Origin of the sequence: Nonomuraea sp. NPDC050643, from assembly GCF_040654715.1 — a bacterium.
In the GTDB taxonomy this organism is placed as follows: domain Bacteria; phylum Actinomycetota; class Actinomycetes; order Streptosporangiales; family Streptosporangiaceae; genus Nonomuraea.
The window spans coordinates 276,262-292,850 of record NZ_JBFAIM010000001.1 but is presented as its reverse complement, the minus strand read 5'-3'; the positions used below and the strand labels follow the sequence as shown (position 1 = coordinate 292,850).

16 protein-coding genes are annotated in these 16,589 nt (G+C 69.2%); 6 read left to right on the top strand and 10 right to left on the bottom strand.

Features of this window, described 5'->3' with window-relative positions; all coding sequences use genetic code 11:
• Window positions 1–34: 34 nt before the first annotated feature.
• Entirely contained in the window at window positions 35–778 is a 744-nt protein-coding gene (locus tag AB0I15_RS01285) for an AMP-binding protein (RefSeq protein ID WP_358088238.1), read from the bottom strand.
• Between the two features lie 86 nt (window positions 779–864).
• On the opposite strand from AB0I15_RS01285, the gene AB0I15_RS01280 reads away from it, so the two are divergent.
• The 3 genes from AB0I15_RS01280 to AB0I15_RS01270 all read left to right on the top strand — a co-directional run bounded on the left by AB0I15_RS01280 (window position 865) and on the right by AB0I15_RS01270 (window position 6,078).
• Window positions 865–1,413, top strand: coding sequence for a TetR family transcriptional regulator (locus tag AB0I15_RS01280; protein ID WP_358088235.1), 549 nt, complete (start codon window positions 865–867; stop codon window positions 1,411–1,413).
• Between the two features lie 57 nt (window positions 1,414–1,470).
• Window positions 1,471–3,321 (top strand): translational GTPase TypA, encoded by a 1,851-nt coding sequence (typA, locus tag AB0I15_RS01275; protein WP_358088232.1) that lies wholly within the window; start codon window positions 1,471–1,473, stop codon window positions 3,319–3,321.
• A 234-nt stretch (window positions 3,322–3,555) separates the two neighbouring features.
• Window positions 3,556–6,078 carry a hypothetical protein gene (locus AB0I15_RS01270; RefSeq protein WP_358088230.1) on the top strand — a complete coding sequence of 841 codons (2,523 nt, stop codon included), beginning with the start codon at window positions 3,556–3,558 and terminating at the stop codon, window positions 6,076–6,078.
• A 2-nt stretch (window positions 6,079–6,080) separates the two neighbouring features.
• Here AB0I15_RS01270 and AB0I15_RS01265 read toward each other — a convergent pair whose 3' ends face one another.
• The 4 genes from AB0I15_RS01265 to AB0I15_RS01250 form a co-directional block, all read right to left on the bottom strand.
• Complete coding sequence (locus tag AB0I15_RS01265; protein WP_358088227.1) at window positions 6,081–6,731, bottom strand: DUF2461 domain-containing protein; 651 nt, start codon at window positions 6,729–6,731, stop codon at window positions 6,081–6,083.
• A 30-nt stretch (window positions 6,732–6,761) separates the two neighbouring features.
• Window positions 6,762–7,556, bottom strand: a complete 795-nt coding sequence (locus AB0I15_RS01260; protein WP_358088225.1) for a polysaccharide deacetylase family protein — start codon at window positions 7,554–7,556, stop codon at window positions 6,762–6,764.
• 30 nt (window positions 7,557–7,586) lie between these two features.
• Window positions 7,587–7,892 carry a hypothetical protein gene (locus AB0I15_RS01255; protein ID WP_358088222.1) on the bottom strand — a complete coding sequence of 102 codons (306 nt, stop codon included), beginning with the start codon at window positions 7,890–7,892 and terminating at the stop codon, window positions 7,587–7,589.
• 216 nt (window positions 7,893–8,108) lie between these two features.
• Window positions 8,109–8,684, bottom strand: coding sequence for an XRE family transcriptional regulator (locus tag AB0I15_RS01250; RefSeq protein WP_358088219.1), 576 nt, complete (start codon window positions 8,682–8,684; stop codon window positions 8,109–8,111).
• Window positions 8,685–8,774: 90 nt separating this feature from the next.
• Between AB0I15_RS01250 and AB0I15_RS01245 the strand changes: the two genes are divergently transcribed.
• Together AB0I15_RS01245 and AB0I15_RS01240 are read left to right on the top strand one after the other, a co-directional pair.
• A complete protein-coding gene (locus AB0I15_RS01245) occupies window positions 8,775–9,614 on the top strand; it encodes a DMT family transporter (RefSeq protein WP_358088216.1) in 840 nt (279 codons plus the stop codon).
• Window positions 9,615–9,668: 54 nt separating this feature from the next.
• Window positions 9,669–10,577 carry a sensor histidine kinase gene (locus AB0I15_RS01240; RefSeq protein WP_358088213.1) on the top strand — a complete coding sequence of 303 codons (909 nt, stop codon included), beginning with the start codon at window positions 9,669–9,671 and terminating at the stop codon, window positions 10,575–10,577.
• On the opposite strand, the gene AB0I15_RS01235 is transcribed toward AB0I15_RS01240, so the two are convergent.
• Window positions 10,574–11,158 (bottom strand): sigma-70 family RNA polymerase sigma factor, encoded by a 585-nt coding sequence (locus AB0I15_RS01235; RefSeq protein ID WP_358088210.1) that lies wholly within the window; start codon window positions 11,156–11,158, stop codon window positions 10,574–10,576. The genes AB0I15_RS01240 and AB0I15_RS01235 overlap by 4 nt on opposite strands.
• 248 nt (window positions 11,159–11,406) lie before the next feature.
• Here AB0I15_RS01235 and AB0I15_RS01230 point away from each other — a divergent pair, with 248 nt between their 5' ends.
• Complete coding sequence (locus tag AB0I15_RS01230) at window positions 11,407–12,480, top strand: PLP-dependent cysteine synthase family protein (RefSeq protein WP_358088208.1); 1,074 nt, start codon at window positions 11,407–11,409, stop codon at window positions 12,478–12,480.
• Here the strand turns inward: AB0I15_RS01230 and AB0I15_RS01225 are convergent.
• The 4 genes from AB0I15_RS01225 to AB0I15_RS01210 all read right to left on the bottom strand — a co-directional run bounded on the left by AB0I15_RS01225 (window position 12,477) and on the right by AB0I15_RS01210 (window position 16,497).
• Window positions 12,477–12,782 carry a hypothetical protein gene (locus AB0I15_RS01225; protein WP_358088205.1) on the bottom strand — a complete coding sequence of 102 codons (306 nt, stop codon included), beginning with the start codon at window positions 12,780–12,782 and terminating at the stop codon, window positions 12,477–12,479. The two genes, AB0I15_RS01230 and AB0I15_RS01225, sit on opposite strands and share 4 nt — an antisense overlap.
• A gap of 13 nt (window positions 12,783–12,795) precedes the next feature.
• Window positions 12,796–13,353 (bottom strand): hypothetical protein, encoded by a 558-nt coding sequence (locus AB0I15_RS01220; RefSeq protein ID WP_358088203.1) that lies wholly within the window; start codon window positions 13,351–13,353, stop codon window positions 12,796–12,798.
• Complete coding sequence (locus AB0I15_RS01215) at window positions 13,350–15,329, bottom strand: DUF6571 family protein (protein WP_358088201.1); 1,980 nt, start codon at window positions 15,327–15,329, stop codon at window positions 13,350–13,352. Before AB0I15_RS01215 ends, AB0I15_RS01220 begins: the two co-directional genes overlap by 4 nt.
• Before the next feature lie 196 nt (window positions 15,330–15,525).
• Window positions 15,526–16,497 (bottom strand): iron-siderophore ABC transporter substrate-binding protein, encoded by a 972-nt coding sequence (locus tag AB0I15_RS01210; protein WP_358088198.1) that lies wholly within the window; start codon window positions 16,495–16,497, stop codon window positions 15,526–15,528.
• Window positions 16,498–16,589: the final 92 nt, after the last annotated feature.

Below are 16,589 nucleotides of genomic sequence, written 5' to 3'. Positions count from 1 at the left end.
GGAAGGATCACACTCTCCCACAGTGTCGCACTTTTCACAGACCAAGCGAGCTTACGACCGCCCTTTCGTCGATGACGCGCAGAACCGGATCGCCCAGCAGCTTCCTGGCCAGGTCATATGGCGCGACGACCATGGTGGCCCGGCGCTCGGCGGCCAGCACCCGGCAGCCGACCAGGCTGGGCTCGTGGGCGACCACGACGTGGGCGCCGGCCGTCATGGCCAGATCGATCAGCCGCAGGCCGCGGAAGGGCTCGCTCACGGCCGCGATGACGACGTCGTCCTTGCCGATCACCAGCCGGGTGGCGAGCCTGCGCAGATCGCCCGCCAGCTCGTCGTGGTCGAACAGCCGCACGCCGTCGAGGGTGAGCGCGGGGCCCGCCAGCGGCCCGAACTCGTGCGCGCCCTCGGCCAGCAGTTCGCTGAACGGCCTGGTGCCCGGGGCCGGCCGGAAGGAGAAGACCTGCTCCACCTTGAACGCGGTGGGGTCGTAGGGGCCCTGGCTGATCATCAGGCGGGCCGAGCCCGCGGTCGCCGGCACCGCGACCCCGCCGGCCCAGGCGACGGCGTGGACGGCCACGGGGAGCGTGGCCCCGAGAGGGACGTTGACGAGCACCTGCTCGCCGTAGCGCAGACCCTGGCGGTGCAGGCCCGCCGCGGCTCTGGTGACCCGCCGGGCGAACGCCGCGTAGGACAGCACCTCACCGGTCCTGACGTCGCTCACCGCGGGCTGATCGCCTTGCATCGGTGCCGCGGCCATAACCAGCTCTGTCCAGGTCATGCCGTCAATCTAGGGATCCGGCCCAAGATTGCCATGCGCACAATTGTGCAACCGGCTATGTAGGTGCGGCGGCCTAGGCTTGATCCATGCCGGACGACTCCCTCGATCGCATCCTCGACGCCGCCTACGCGGGGCTGCTGGAGCAGGGCCTGCGCCGGTTGACCATGGACGAGGTCGCCCGCCGCGCGGGGCTGTCGCGCGTCACCGTCTACCGGCGCTTCGCGCGCAAGGGCGACCTGATCCAGGCGGTGATCCTGCGCGAGCTGAGACGTTTCCTGCGGGCGTTCGAGCAGGCGCTGGCCCCGCTGCCGACGCGCGCCGACCAGGTGGCGGAGGGGTTCGCGATCACGTTACGGCTCGTCCGCGGGCACCCACTGCTGAGCAGGCTGATCGCGACCGAGCCCGGGACGATCCTGCCCCTGCTCACGGTGGAGGCCGGGGCCTATCTGACCGTGGCCAGGGACTATCTGACGGCCCACGTGGGCGACGCCGAGGTGGCCGAGACGTTCGTCCGTGTGGCATTGTCGTTCGTGCTCGTTCCCGACAGCGCGATTCCGCTCCGTAACGACGACGACGCCCGCGCTTACGCTCATCGCCACCTCGTCCCGCTCTTGCCATCAGAGGGGATCAACTAGACTTATAAGGTCGCGACTTCGCGCGGCCGCCCCCACGACACAGAGCGAGACGTCATCATGCCTTTGAACAGCCGCGACGACCTGCGGAACATCGCGATCATCGCGCACGTCGACCATGGCAAGACTACGCTGGTCGACGCCATGCTCTGGCAGTCCGGGGCCTTCCGTGCGAACCAGGACGTCGACGACCGCGTCATGGACTCCAACGACCTCGAGCGCGAGAAGGGCATCACCATTCTCGCGAAGAACACCGCGGTCAAGCACGGCGGCATGACCCTCAACATCATCGACACCCCCGGCCACGCCGACTTCGGCGGCGAGGTCGAGCGCGGGTTGTCGATGGTCGACGGTGTCGTGCTGCTGGTGGACGCCTCGGAAGGCCCCCTGCCCCAGACCCGCTTCGTGCTGCGCAAGGCGTTCGCCGCGAAGATGCCGGTCATCCTGTGCATCAACAAGGTCGACCGCCCCGACGCCCGGATCAAGGACGTCGTGGACGAGGTCTACGAGTTGTTCATGGACCTCGACGCCACCGAGGAGCAGATCGACTTCCCGATCGTCTACGCCTCCGCCAAGGCCGGCCGCGCCTCGCTGAACCGTCCCGACGACGGCGGCATGCCCGACTCCGAGGACCTCGAGCCGCTGTTCGACATCATCAAGTCGACGATCCCGGCGCCCACCTACGACCCCAACGCGCCGCTGCAGGCCCACGTCACCAACCTCGACGCCTCCTCCTACCTGGGCCGGATCGCGCTCTGCCGGATCCACCAGGGTGTGCTGCGCAAGGGCCAGCAGGTGGCCTGGTGCCGTACCGACGGGTCGATCCAGCGGGTCAAGATCACCGAGCTGCTGATGACCGAGGCCCTTGAGCGCAAGCCGGCCGAGGAGGCCGGCCCCGGCGACATCATCGCCATCGCCGGCATCCCCGAGATCATGATCGGTGAGACGCTGGCCGACCCCGAGGACCCGCGCCCGCTGCCGCTGATCACGGTGGACGAGCCGGCCATCTCGATGACCATCGGCACCAACACCTCGCCGCTGGTGGGCCGGGTCAAGGGCTCGAAGGTCACCGCCCGCATGGTCAAGGACCGCCTCGAGAAGGAGCTCGTCGGCAACGTCTCGCTGCGCGTGCTGCCGACCGACCGGCCCGACGCGTGGGAGGTGCAGGGCCGTGGCGAGCTGGCGCTGGCCATCCTGGTCGAGCAGATGCGCCGCGAGGGCTACGAGCTGACCGTCGGCAAGCCGCAGGTGGTCACCAAGACCATCGACGGCAAGGTGCACGAGCCCGTCGAGCGGCTGACCGTCGACTGCCCCGAGGAATACCTCGGCGCGGTCACCCAGCTCCTGGCCGTGCGCAAGGGCCGCATGGAGCACATGACCAACCACGGCACCGGCTGGATCCGGATGGAGTTCGTGGTGCCGGCCCGCGGCCTGATCGGGTTCCGTACGGAATTCCTGACCGAGACGCGCGGCACCGGCCTGGTGCACCACGTGTTCGACTCCTACGAGCCGTGGTTCGGCGAGCTGCGCACCCGCAACAACGGCTCCCTGGTGGCCGACAGGTCCGGCCCGGTGACCGCGTTCGCGATGCTCAACCTGCAGGAGCGCGGCACGCTGTTCGTCTCGCCGACCACCGAGGTCTACGAGGGCATGATCGTCGGCGAGAACTCGCGCTCCGACGACATGGACGTGAACATCACCAAGGAGAAGAAGCTCACCAACATGCGCTCCTCCACCAGCGAGGAGACGGAGAAGGTGATCCCGCCGCGCGTCCTGTCGCTGGAGCAGGCGCTGGAGTTCATCCGCGAGGACGAATGCGTGGAGATCACCCCTGAGCACGTTCGCATCCGCAAGGTGGTGCTCGACGCCGCGATCCGTGGCCGCGCCGCCGCCCGCGCCAAGCGCGCCTGACGGGAGTTTCGTTTCACACCGGCCGCGTTTCGCTCGCTTTTTGCGAGCGAAGCGCGGCTTTCGGGTAAGTACGGGCAGTCAGCGTCCCGGCTTCGCCACGTGCGATGAAAGGGCTCTCCCGTGTCTCACCGTAAAGGAAAGTTGTCATGGGAATAGCTGTAATCACACCGTGACCTCATGACATAGAACATTCGCGTATGCCGGAGAATCATCCAAATTGTGGGAAAGCTCCGAATGGCAATCGCGTTCGGGCTGGCTCTGGTGTCGTTGGGGGCGATCGTTTGGTGCACCGTCGCAGCCAGACCGGTAGCGGGGCCTGCGCCCCCCAAGGGCACCGCAGCGCCCAACCCGTGGGTGGCCGCCGCCGCCCGCGCCGATCCCCTCGTGGGCTGGGCCCGCGTGGCGACCACCGAGGTGATGGTCACCAGGACCGGCGGGAACGACCTGGAGCCGGTGCCTGAAGGACGGCTCGACCCCCGCCAGCGCCAGATCAAGGTGACCGTCCTGCACCGGCTGCGGATGAACGTCAAGGACCCGCTCATCGAGGCGTTACGCCAGGGCGGCGGCTTCCCGGGAACACTTCAGCAGGTCACCGACGCCGCGTTCGGCGCCATCAAGGTGGACGGCCCGGCCCTGGCCCCCACCACGCGCCTCGCGCCCGTCCTCACCTCCGGCACACGGCAGACCACGGCCAGGTTCACGGTGACCCTGCTGCGCCAGCTCGAACGGGACGAGCTGCTGAAACTGAACTTCAACGCGCCCAACGCGTTCCCGCTGATCGTCACCGGCCGCTCGATCGCCGTGCTGCCCGGCGAGTGGACGGTGCTGCGGCTGGAGGGCATCACGCCGGAGCGGGAGCAGGAGGAGCGGCTCGAGTTCACCATCGGGGCCTATCCGGTGAGCATGACGCTGGCGCCGGACTCGTACGGGTTCGCCGACGTGGTCGTGCCGGACGACTTCTCCTGGGCCACCGCGCTCGGCGTGCTCACCGCGTTCGCGCTGATCGTCTTCCTGCTGCGCTCGCTCGGCCACGGCTGGTGGGGGCGGCTCGCCAACAAGGAGCTCGTCGTCGGGCTGGGGCTGGCCGCGCCCACGCTGCTGATCCCGCTGTTCGCGGAGGACTGGTCGCCGGTGGCGTACGTGGTCCTGTTCGTGGCCGTGCCCGCGCTCGCCCTGCGGCACGCCGGGCGGGTGCTGCCCACCAGCCCGCCCTGGGACACCCGCGACCTGCTGATCGTGACCGGCCTCGGGCTGCTCGTCGGCCTCGGCATGCTGAGCTGGTCGTGGCTGCACGGGCAGCTCAGCGGCCAGTCCCTGCTGATGGGCGGCGCGGTGGCCGCGCTCGCGGCGGCGGGGGCGGCGGTCGCGTTCAGCGTGGACCTGGGGGTCAGGCCGGTGATCATCCGGCTGGCGGTGCTGTCGGCCGAGGCCGCGATCGGGCTCCTGGCGCTGGCGCTGTGGCTGCGGGCGCTGCTGAACGGGGTGTACCCGCCCGACAGCATCCGGCTGGTCCTGGCGCTGGGCTGGGCCATGATCCCGGTCGCCGCCGTGGCCGTGGCGACCAAGCAGTGGCAGCGCGGCGCCGTGGCGGTCGCCGTGGTCATCAGCATGCTGGTGCAGGGCTGGCCGACCGAGTGGCTGGACGCGGGGTCGTGGAGCCTGGCCGTGCCGGAGGAGGTGCCCACGATCGGCAGCCTCGCGCTGACCCCGCTCGTACGCGGGGTGCTGGGGTTGCTCCTGCTCGGCTTCGTGATGCTGGTGCTACGGCTGCGGCGGCTGGGCGGGCGGCTCTCCGCGATCGACAACCCGGTCGCGGAGTCCACCATGATCGCCGTACTGATGGTGCTCTACATCACCCCGAGCGGCAGCACGACCCTCGCCGACATCGACGTGCCGCTGCCCCTGCTGGCCATCACCTCGATCGTGGCCTGGGCGACCTCCCGCTGGCTGCTCGCGGGCCCGCGCCCGGCCATCGCCGAGCCCATCACGCAGGAGGAGCACCGCCGGCTCATCAGGGCCGCCCTGCACAAACGGCTGCTGCTCATCTCCGAGCAGGAGCTCTACCGCATCGGGCGGGGCCGGATCGGGGCGGGCGAGATGTCGATGGCCGACTTCGAGGACCAGCGCAACACCCTGGAGGCGGCGCTGAACCGGCACGGCAGGCACCCGGAGACCGCGTTCGCCACGGCGTGCGGGTGCACGCCCTGGCACAACGGCGTGCACGCCTTCACCGTCAGCCTGCTGCACAGCCTGCCCTTCACCATGGTGTACGGCCTGCCCGAAGGCGTGGACCTGACCAGCTTCATCTTCGACGGCCGCTACCTGATCACGCTGCCCGCCTTCGGCTTCCTGTTCGGCTACTTCTACCCGCGCGTCCGGGGCACCCAGCCGATGACCAAGGCGCTCCACCTCACGGTGGCGGCCTTGCTGACGGAGCTGTCGGGCTATCTGTCGACGCTGGTGGAGCCGGACATCGGGTTCGTCGACAAGGCGCAGGTGGTGGGCATAGTGGTGGGGCAGGTGACGATGGTCTGCGTCGGGCTGGGGCTGTTCTGGGAGTGGCGGACGATGCACCTGGCCGGGGAGCCGTGGGCGCGCGTGCGCAACCTGCGCAGCATCCGCAGCCTGGCGGCCCCGACGCTGGCCCTGGTGCTGGCGGCGGGGACGACGGCGGCGACCTCGGCGGCGGGCCAGACGGTGGACCGCATCCTCAAGGGCGACCAGGTGGCGATCACCACCACCACCGCTCCCCGGTGACGTCAGCGGCGGGGCAGCTCGCTGCCCCGCACGTGGGTGGTGAGCCACTCGACCAGCGGGGCGAAGGCGCGCCACGTGTGCGCCACCCGCTCGCGCACCTCCGCCGTGTGCACCCACCGCGCCGGCTCGAACCGCATCCCGGCGTAGAGCGACTTGTGCCGCAGCAGCTCGATGCGCGGATGGTCTTCGTCGAAGCCGCGCGGCCTGGTCTTGAGCCGCTCGCCGCGCAGCTCGTAGCCCGCCGACACCAGCGCGTCGGTGATGGACTCCAGCGGCTTGCCCGACAGGTCCTCGTCGACGGCCGCCCGGAAGCGGGCCACCTGGTCGGTGGCCTGCGTGTAGATGCCGCCCGCGGTGAACAGGCCCTCCGCGCTGAGCTCGACGTAGAGCCCGATCCCGGGCTCCATGTCGACGAACGCGCCCTGGTGGGTCTTGTAGGGCGACTTGTCCTTGGCGAAGCGCACGTCCCGGTAGGGCCGGAAGAGCTGGGCCTGCCCGAACTCGGCGGCCAGCTCGTCGGTGAGCGCCAGCATGGGCGCCCGCACGGCCTCCTCGTAGAGATGTTTGTGCTGCGCGAAATACGCCTTGGAATTATCCGCCTCGAGGCCCTCGTAAAAGAGGAACGCCTCGTCGGGGAAGCCGGTGAAACCCATGCGACAAGGGTGCCACGTGGCACTGACACCTCACCGCTCGGTGTACGTCTTGCCGGGCGCGGGCGTTTTGCCGTACAGCTCCGAGACCGTGACGAAGGTGTAGCCCTTCTTGCCGAGCTTGTCGAGCATCGCCGGCACGGCGTCCACCGTGGTGCGGTGGATGTCGTGGAGCAGGATGATCGAGCCGGGCTTGGCCTCGCCGGCCCGCTTGGCCACGGTCGTGGAGACGCGGTCCCGCCAGTCCAGCGTGTCGACGTTCCACAGGATCTGGGCCAGGCCCTCGCGGCGCGTCTCGGCGGCGACGTCGTCGTCGGTGGCCCCGTACGGCGGCCGCATCACCCGCATCCGCACCCCCGTCAGCCTCTGCACGATGTTCTCGGTGTGCTTGAGCTCGCGTTTGAGCGCCTCGTGCGGCAGCCCGGAGAGCGCCGGATGGCTCCAGGAATGGTTGCCGATCTCGTGCCCGTCGTCCACGATCCGCCGGGTGGTGTGCCCGCCCTTGTCGGCGGCCACCATCTGCCCGATGACGAAGAACGTGGCCTTGACGTCACGTGTGCTCAGCACGTCGAGCAGCCGGCCCGTGTGCTCGCCGGGGCCGTCGTCGAAGGTCAGGGCCACGCACTTGAGCCGGGCGCAGTCGAACCTGCGGCTGCGCGGCCAGCCCGCCTGCATCGAGGCCAGCCGTCTGGCCAGGACCACCGGATCGACGACGACCGGCCTGATCGGCACGATCGGTGCACTTGTCTGCTGCCGGTTGTGCGGCACCGACTGGGTGACGCAGCTCACCAGGGCGAGCAGGGCCAGCGGCAAGGCCCACACACGCATGGTTCCCCCCGAAACGCCGCATGCGGGGGCCTACGGATAGTCCTGGGCCGGTTCCCCCCGCAGCTCCCTGGCCAGGTCGTCCCACCAGAGTGGGATATCCGCCTGCAATTCCTTGTAGCGGCGCGCCACACGCATGGCACATCCGACCGGATCCGTACCCAGATGCCGACGTTTCACCGGCCCTTCCTGCCAGCGGTAAAACCCATCCCTATAGCGGACGACCAGGCCTATCCACACCGAGATGGTGGCATCGTCGCCCACCTCGTACGCTGTGGTGACGCCCAGACCATGAAGCTCCACCTGGAGCTTCTCCGTCGCCGCTCGGGCCTCACTCACACGCCACCCCCTGCCGACGTTCCGCCATAGGTGCACCCTGCGCGACCTGCGGTAGGACCGCTGTAAACGGACCGACCTCGGTGCGAATATCGCGACCTGCGGCGACCGCCCCACGCGGCCTCCGTACACAAGGGATGTACCCAGCAACGGGCATCAGCCGTCCAAGACATGGAGTAATCATGAAACTCCACCGGGTGATCCGGGGGCCGTTCGCGGTTATTGGTCATGGGTCTCACGCGGCTCGGCGACCACCATCACGAACCTGAGTTCCTCCTTGCCCCTGTTCGCATAGCGATGGGGGCGGTCGGCGGTGAAGAGCACCGCGTCATCCTTGCCGATCACATGACTCTTTCCGTACACGGTGAGCGTCAGCTCGCCCTCCAGCACCGTGCACATCTCGCGGGTGCCGGGCGGGTGGGCGTCGCCGTCGTGGTGCCCGTCGGGCGCCAGGCGCCAGTCCCACAGCTCGAGGATCATCGGCACGTCCGCGCCGACCAGCAGCCGGGCCTGCACGTCGCCCTGGTGGAACGTGACCACGTCGGACTTGTCCACCACCCGCACCGTCGGCACGTCGGCGACCTCGACGAGTCTGGCCACGGTCACACCCAGCGCGGAGGCGATGCGGGTGAGCGTGGAGACGCTCGGATTCGTCCGGGCCTGCTCCACCTGGACGAGCATGCCCCTGCTCACGCCCGACCTGGCGGCCAGCGCGTCCAGCGTCAGCCCGCGGTGCGCGCGCTGTGCTCGGACGTTGCTCGCGATGGCCTGGGTGATCAGCTCCGGATCTTCCATGGGAGTGCAGTCTAGTGAATTTGATTTGCAGTGAAATGTACCCTGTGTGTTGTACTAACAGTGCAACCTGTTGAACCGAAGGGCACATCCATGACAGTGATCCTGGCGACGGCGTGCGCCATCGTGTACGGCACGGCCGACTTCTTCGGCGGCCTGGCCACGCGGCGATCCCAGGTCCTGTCGGTCGTCGTGCTCTCCCAGATGGCCGGCCTGGCGGTCATCCTCGGCCTGCTGCCCCTGCTGCCGGGCGCCTTCAGCGGCCTCGCGCTGTCCTGGGGGCTGGCCGCCGGCCTGTCGGGGGCCGCGGGACTGGTGCTGTTCTACCGGGCGCTGGCCACGGGCGTCATGTCGGTGGTCGCCCCCACGACCGCGGTGACCTCGGCGGCCCTGCCGGTGATGTTCGGCCTGGCCCGGGGCGAGCGGCCCCAGACCTGGGCCCTGGTGGGGGTGGCGCTGGCGCTCGGCTCGGTGCTGCTGGTCAGCCAGGACAGGTCCGGCGGCGGGCGGGTCTCGCTCTCGTCGGTGCTGATCTCGCTGGCCGCCGGGGCCGGGTTCGGCGGCTTCTTCATCCTGCTCACCATGGCCCCGCACGAGGCCGGCCTGTGGCCCCTGGTCGGCGCCCGGCTCTCCTCGGTGACCCTGGTCGCGCTGCTGGCCCTGCTCACGCGGCGCGCGCTCAGGCCCGGCCCCCGCTCGCTGCACATCATCGTGGCGGCGGGCGTGCTGGACATGGCGGCCAACGTGCTCTACCTGCTGGCCCAGCAGGACGGCCTGCTCAGCCTGGTCGCCGTGCTGGTCTCGCTCTACCCCGCCAGCACGCTGCTGCTGGCCAACCGTGTGCTCGGCGAGCGGCTGCGGGCCGTGCAGGTGACCGGTGTGGCCTGCGCGCTCGTAGCGGTGGCCCTGATAGCCGTTGCGCAGCACCCCTAGCCTTGCTACGTTTCGCCCGTGCGCCCTGACCGGGCACGTTCCGATGGTGAGTCGTTGAAGCACGTCGCGGTGCCCTATGACTCGGATGAGGCCCTGCTGGGCCTGATCGTGCCGCGCGTGCGCTCCGCGCTGGACGAGGGCAGGCACGTGCTGCTCATCACCTGCGCGACCAAGCTCGCCCTGCTGAGCGAGGCCCTCGGCCCCGACGCGGGGCACATCGACAGCCGCATCTCCTCCGCCTGGTACGGCCACCCGTACCGCACGCTGGCCGCCTCCCACGAGTACACGCGTGGGAGGCGCACCCTGCTGATCGGCGAGCCGCCCTGGGCGGGCAGGAGCGAGCGCGAGGTCAGAGAGCTGATCCGCTACGAGTCCGTGGTCAACGCCGCGCTGAGCGCGACGGCGGCGACGATGTTCTGCCTGTACGACGTCCGCCGCGTACCCGAGAGCGTGCTCGAGTTCGGCCCTGTCAACCACCCCGTGCTGCTCGGCGTGGACGGCGAGGTGACCAGCAGGGGGTTCGTCGAACCCCACGAGCTGGTGCTCAACGGCGACCGCGCCCCGCTGCCGAAGCCCGGCGACGACGCGGAGACGATCCGCTTCACCGGCAGGGAGCTGAAACGGCTGCGCCAGAGCGTCGGCGACTACGCCAGGGCGGCGGGCATGGACCGCAACCTCATCACCTCGCTGGTGATCAGCGTGTCCGAGATCGCCGCGAACAGCGTCGAGCACGGGGCCGGGTACGGCACGATCGCGATGTGGGTGACCGACGGGGAGCTGATCTGCGAGATCGCCGACCCCGGCGGCGCCCTGGACGACCCCTTACCCGGCTACATACCACCCGAGCCCGAATCCCCTCGGGGATACGGGCTCTGGATCAGCCGGCAGCTCTGTGATCTCGTGGAGCTGCGCACGGAAGGCGGCGTGTTACGCGTCCGCCTTCATCTGTCCATGGAGTCCTAGGCCGCGCTCTGGGCGGGGACGCGGACGGCGCCCTCCTCGCGAGCGTACTCCTCCAGCATCCCCCGCAACTGGCGCCGGCCACGGTGCAACCGCGACATGACGGTGCCGATGGGCGTGCCCATGCGCTCGGCGATCTCCTTGTACGCGAACCCCTCGACGTCGGCCAGGTAGACGGCCACGCGGAAGTCCTCGGGCAGGGAACGCAGGGCGTTCATCACCACGCTGTCGGGCAACCGGTCGAGCGCCTCGTTCTCAGCCGACCGCAACCCGGTCGAGCTGTGGGACTCGGCGGCGTGCAACTGCCAGTCCTCGATGTCCTCGGCGGCCGACAACTTCGGCGAACGCTGCTTCTTGCGATAGTCGTTGATGAAGTTGTTGGTCAAGATCCGGTGGAGCCACGCCTTGAGGTTGGTGCCCTCCCGGAACTGGTGGTACGACGTGTACGCCTTCGCCACCGTCTCCTGCACCAAGTCCTCCGCGTCCGCGGCGTTACGGGTCAGGCGCATGGCGGAGGCGAACAACTGTGACGTCACCGGCACGACATCGCGTTCGAACCAGTCCTGCCGCTGCTCATCGGTCATCGTGATCAAGTCATTCCCCCTTGCGCTATCCCCCGTTTCGGCACAAGCCGCCTGACGGCGGTTCCATCATCGCAAGTCCCAGGTAAGGGACGCGTTAGTGAGGTTTCGCCTTGGCCAGAGGGGGGTTCCGTCCATCTGCTCGCGGCGTGCGTGGTCACGTCCACGGCCGGACAAGTCTCATTATCATAACACTACCTATCCAATTGCGCAGTAAGAGTGGCGAGAGTCACATGGGATAGCGTATGGGGATGAGTTTCCTGGACCGGCACGACACGGGAACACGCCGCTGGGTGGCTGAGGCCATACGTAAGGTCGAAGCCGACGCCAACCGGAGTTGTGACACACATCTGCACGTCTTTCCGCTGCCCTCGCATTGGGGAGTAAACCTCTACTTGAAAGACGAATCGGTACACCCCACCGGTTCACTCAAACACCGTCTTGCCCGGTCCCTTTTCCTGTACGGCCTGGCCAACGGCTGGATCGGCCCCGCCACGACGGTGGTGGAGGCGTCGAGCGGATCCACGGCCGTGAGCGAGGCGTACTTCGCCCGCCTGCTGGGTCTGCCCTTCATCGCCGTCATGCCCGCGTCCACGTCACCCGAGAAGATCGCCCTCATCGAGTTCTACGGCGGCAAATGTCACCTGGTGACGGACCCCACGGCGATCTATGACGAATCTCACCGTCTGGCGGCCGAGACCGGCGGCCATTTCATGGACCAGTTCACCTACGCGGAACGCGCCACCGACTGGCGTGGCAACAACAACATCGCCGAATCCATCTATTCCCAGATGTCCTTGGAGCCGCACCCGGAGCCGGCCTGGATCGTCGTCGGCGCCGGCACCGGCGGCACGTCGTCCACCATCGGCCGCTACATCCGCTACCGCCGCCACCCCACCCGCCTGGCCGTCGTGGACCCGGAGGGCTCGGCCTTCTACCCGAGCTGGGTCTCGGGCGACACCTCGGTCACGGCCCCCGGCTCCCGCATCGAGGGCATCGGCCGCCCCCGCGTCGAGCCCTCCTTCCAGCCCGCCGTCATCGACCGCATGATCGCCGTCCCCGACGCCCGGTCGATCGCCGCCATGCACTGGACGCGCGAGGTGACCGGCCTGGACGTGGGCGGCTCGACCGGGACGAACGTGGCGGCCTGCGTGGACCTCCTGCAGGAGATGCGGCAGGCGGGCGAACACGGCAGCATCGTCACCCTGATCTGCGACAGCGGCGACCGCTACAAGGGCACGTACGGCGACCCGCGCTGGCTCTCGGCCAACGACCTGGACACCGCCCCCCACCTGGCCGACCTCCGGGCCTTCCTGCCCAACTAGCCAGGGGGCAGGGGCAGCTCGTACCGCTTCCTGAGCGCCGCGGCCTCCTCCTCGGTGACCTGCGGCGGCGTACGGGCGGCGGCGGCCCGCAACTCGCCGACGACGGCCTCCGCGGCCCTCCTGACCTGGTCACGGCACTGCCCGAACTGCTCCTGGAAGAGCACGGCCTTGGGCCCGGTCCAGACGCGCCCGGTCCGGAAGTCCCTGAACGGGGCCTCGATGTCGTCCTCGACCTCCCGCAACATGGGCTCGATCCGGCGCAGAGCCTCGCGAAGGGCCTCATGGAGCGGATTCGCCGTCATCCGGACCATCGACTCACCCATCTCCCCGCTCGCCGACCAGTTTCGGCGCGATAAGCCTCATCAACGCCACCACGTCGGCGACCTTGTCCCGCCCCTCCACGCCTTTGAGGAGCACAACGGAGAGCCGGACATGTCCTCTCACCAGCACCGCGGTCACGCCTGTTCTCTCGTGCGCGTCCGGCACGTAATAGCCCTCCGCTCCGGGAACGATCTGCGGCATCGGCTTCGCGCCGCCGTTGCGGAGCTCCCACGCCACCTCACCCTCCGGGGCCGTGGGATCGAGCAGGATGCTCAAAACCTTCGGCCGTTCCCCGTCCGGCTCGTAAGCGGTGCAGGAGCCGTCTCCGAGGCCGTTCGCGCTGGTCAGGTCGAAGAAGCCGCGCACGAGCGGGTCGCGCACCCCCGTGATCCGTGCGACGGCGTCCGCCGGCACATGGCCGCACACGAACGGTGAGGCCGCTACGGAAGGGAGCGGCCGGGTGTCCGCCGGAGAGCTCGGCTCCTGCCGGCAGCCGGTGCCGAGGGCGAGTGCGCCGGCAGCCGCCAGGAAGAGGGCGAGGCGCGCTTTCATGACGACGGCGTGTACGTCGCGAAGCCTCTTCCGAAGCCCTCGTCCAGCCGCTCCTTGATCGCCTTCCAGGAGCCTCCGGCGAAGCCCTCTTCGTGCCATCGGCGGTAGGCATCGATGCGCGGCTGGTATTCGGCGTTCTCCGGCGCCATCTCGTCCAACGTCATCAGCGTCTTCCCGTCGTCGTGGAGGAAGTTGTTCGGTGACTCGCGCGGGTCCTCCCCCGCTTTCAGCCCGTCGAGCGAACTCCACGGGTGTGTACGGGCGGGCGGGTCGGACTCGCCGAACATCTCGCGCCGCAACATCGCCTGGATGACGAGCTGGTTGACCATGAACCCCGCCTTCGCCACAGAGGTGTTGGCTTCGAACGCCGCCTTGTTCTTGTTCAGATCGGTCTTCGCACTGTCCTCGATCAAGCCGGTCCACGCGCCGACGACACCCGCCCCGATCGGCCACGCCCCTGCCTGCGGAATGGCCAGCGAGGTGTTGATCACCGCCATGAACGTCTTCATGTTGCGTTCTTGCGCCTCGTCGCGTTCCGCACCTTCCTTCAACGTGCCGATGCTGGCGGCGTCGGTCAGCAGCCCGAACCCGGCGCCCACCTCCTGCGCGCTGGTCATCAGGGCCGCCTCGCCCTTGCCGCCGACCATCTGGTCGGCGCCCTCGTTCACCAGAATGTTCGCCCAAGAGGTCTGCGCGGCCAAGACTGCCCCGAACGACTTGGCGTCCTTCCCGAACAACTCGATCATCACCAGGCGCAGGTCATTGACGTTGAACTTGGCGCCCCACGGATCACGACCCGGCACGCTCGGCCGATCCTGCCCGTAGACGAGCGACGCGTCGGTGTTCTCCTGGAAAGCGGCCCGCGAGACGTCGGCGATGTAGTGCGCCAGGATGAGGCCTGTCGTACGGGAGGGCACAAAGGGCACGGTGGGCCGGCCCTCCCGGAGCCGCTGGGCCTCCAACTGCATGAACTGCGCCGCCAGCCGGGCCGACGAATATCCACGTGACGGCTGCTCCGGAGTGCCCTCCCGGTCCCGGAAGTGCAGGGTCGCCGCCTCCAGCACCTTCCCGAACACCTGGTGGTCCAGTGTCGTCCGCTCGGTCATGAACCGCTTCAGCGCCCCCGGATCCCCCGCCAGGAAGTCCTGGGCCGCCTCAGGATGACGGCTCAGCGCCATCATCACCCCCACCAGCGGATCCCGGTGGTAGTTGACGAAGACCCGGCCGCCCTCGGCCGGTGGTCTGCGGTCCTCGGCGTCGATCCTGCGGGCCACCTCGACCAGGAACGCCGCGTCGAACGTCCCGTGGGAGAGGGCGAGCGAGATCCCGTAGCCCCTGTCCCGTGACAGGTCGCCGGTGAAGGCCGCGCGCCAGGTGGCGTCCAGGTGGGGGCTCGCCGTGCCGAGGGCCTTGCCCAGGGCGGTCAGCAGGCGGCGGTTCTCGGTCGTGTCGTTCTCGGCCGCCCTGGTGAGCACGGTACGGAGGTTCGCGGCGCCCAGGGCGTGCATGAGGAGGGTGTCGAAGGCGGGATCGCCGATGTGACGTTCGAGGGCGGCGAGGGCTCGGTCGTCCGGGTCGCCGGGCTCCATCAGCCTGACGGCGGCGGCGTACGCCTCGGGGTTGTCGGAGGCCCGGTTGTAGAGGTTCTCGTCGAAGGCCACAAGAGCGCCGTTGGTCTCCGGGGTGGCGCCCCACTCCGTACGGACCGCCTGGATGGTCTCGTTGCGGCGGCGGAGTTCGGGGCGTTTGGCGGTGAGCCAGTGCCGGGTCCGGTGGAGGGCGAGCAGGCCGGAGGTGTCCAGGCCGAGGTGCTGGAGGAGGCGGCGGACCCGGGCCTCGTGGCCGCCCAGGGTGGTCTCGGCGCGGGCGAGGGCGCTTTCGAAGGCGGCCATCGCCGTGGGGTCGATGCCGGAGTAGGCCCAGTCGGCGGGCGGTGGGGTCGGGCTGACCTGCGGAGTGGGGGACGGCTCACTCATGGGGAGGTCTCCAGCGCGGGTCAGCGGGGTATCCGAACGTCAGCGGGGCGCATCCGAACGAGCGGACACGTTATCCGCGCCCGGCGACGCGATCGAGCCGTCATATCGAAGCGATATGAGACGGGCCCCGGGCGCACGACGCGGCCCCCGGGGGCCCAACGCCTGGCGCCCGAGACCCGGCGCCCAGACCCGGGGGTCAGGTCTTGGCCGGGTCGACCTCGAACAGCTTCGCGAGGTCGTCCAGGATGGCGTGCGCCCCCTGGATCCCCACCGCGCTCATCCACGTCAGGTCGCTGACCTCGTGCTTGTCGCCCTTGAGCTTGCCCCACAGCGGGTTGCCGACGAACTTCTCCTTGGGGCCGTCCGACGTCGGGTCCGGGTAGGTGGCCACGAAGATGTGGTCGGCGTCCAGGTCCGCGATCCGTTCCTGGCTCACGTCCACCGCGATCGCGTCCGGCTGGGCCGGCTGGCTCTTCGGGCGCGGGAAGCCGACGTCCTTGAGCACCACGCCGGAGTAGGAGTTCTCGACGTACAGCCGGACCGTCGGCTCGCCCGCGAAGCGCACGACCGAGATCGTCGGCAGCGTGCCGCCCTGCTTCTCCTTGACGGCCGTGCCGATCGTGGCGGCCCGCTCCTCGAACGCCTTGATGCGCGTCTCCGCCAGGTCCTCCTTGCCCAGCGCCCGGCCCATGAGGCGGATGTTGTCCTTCCAGATGGCGCCGGTGGTCTCGCTGAACACCGTGGGCGCGATCTTGGAGAGCTTGTCGTACAGGGCCTCGTGGCGGACCTTGGCCGAGACGATCAGGTCCGGCTTGAGCGCCATCACCTTCTCCAGGCTCGGCTGCTCCAGCGTGCCGACCGGGGTGGCCTCCTTGCCGTACTGCTCGGCCACGGTTCCGAGGTAGTCGGGCAGCTTGTCGTCGATCGACCGGTACGTCGTGTACCCCACCACCGGCGTCTCCAGCGTGAGCACCGCGTCGACGAAGCTCTGGTCGAGCGCCACCACCCGCTTCGGCTGGGCTGGGATCACCGTCTGGCCCATCGCGTGCTCGATGGTCCGGAAAGGGGCCGCGGAACTCGCCGGCCCGGCGGCCGGGGTCGAGGTCGAACCGCAGGCGGCCAGGCCCGCCATCAGGAGAGTGCCGACCAGCACGCGCAACGGTCTCATCGCATCCCTTTCCAGAGAAATTTAGGCAAACCTAAATTAGGTTAGCCCAGCCTAAGCTGGCATACTTCAGCAGGATCGACCGAATGGAGGAG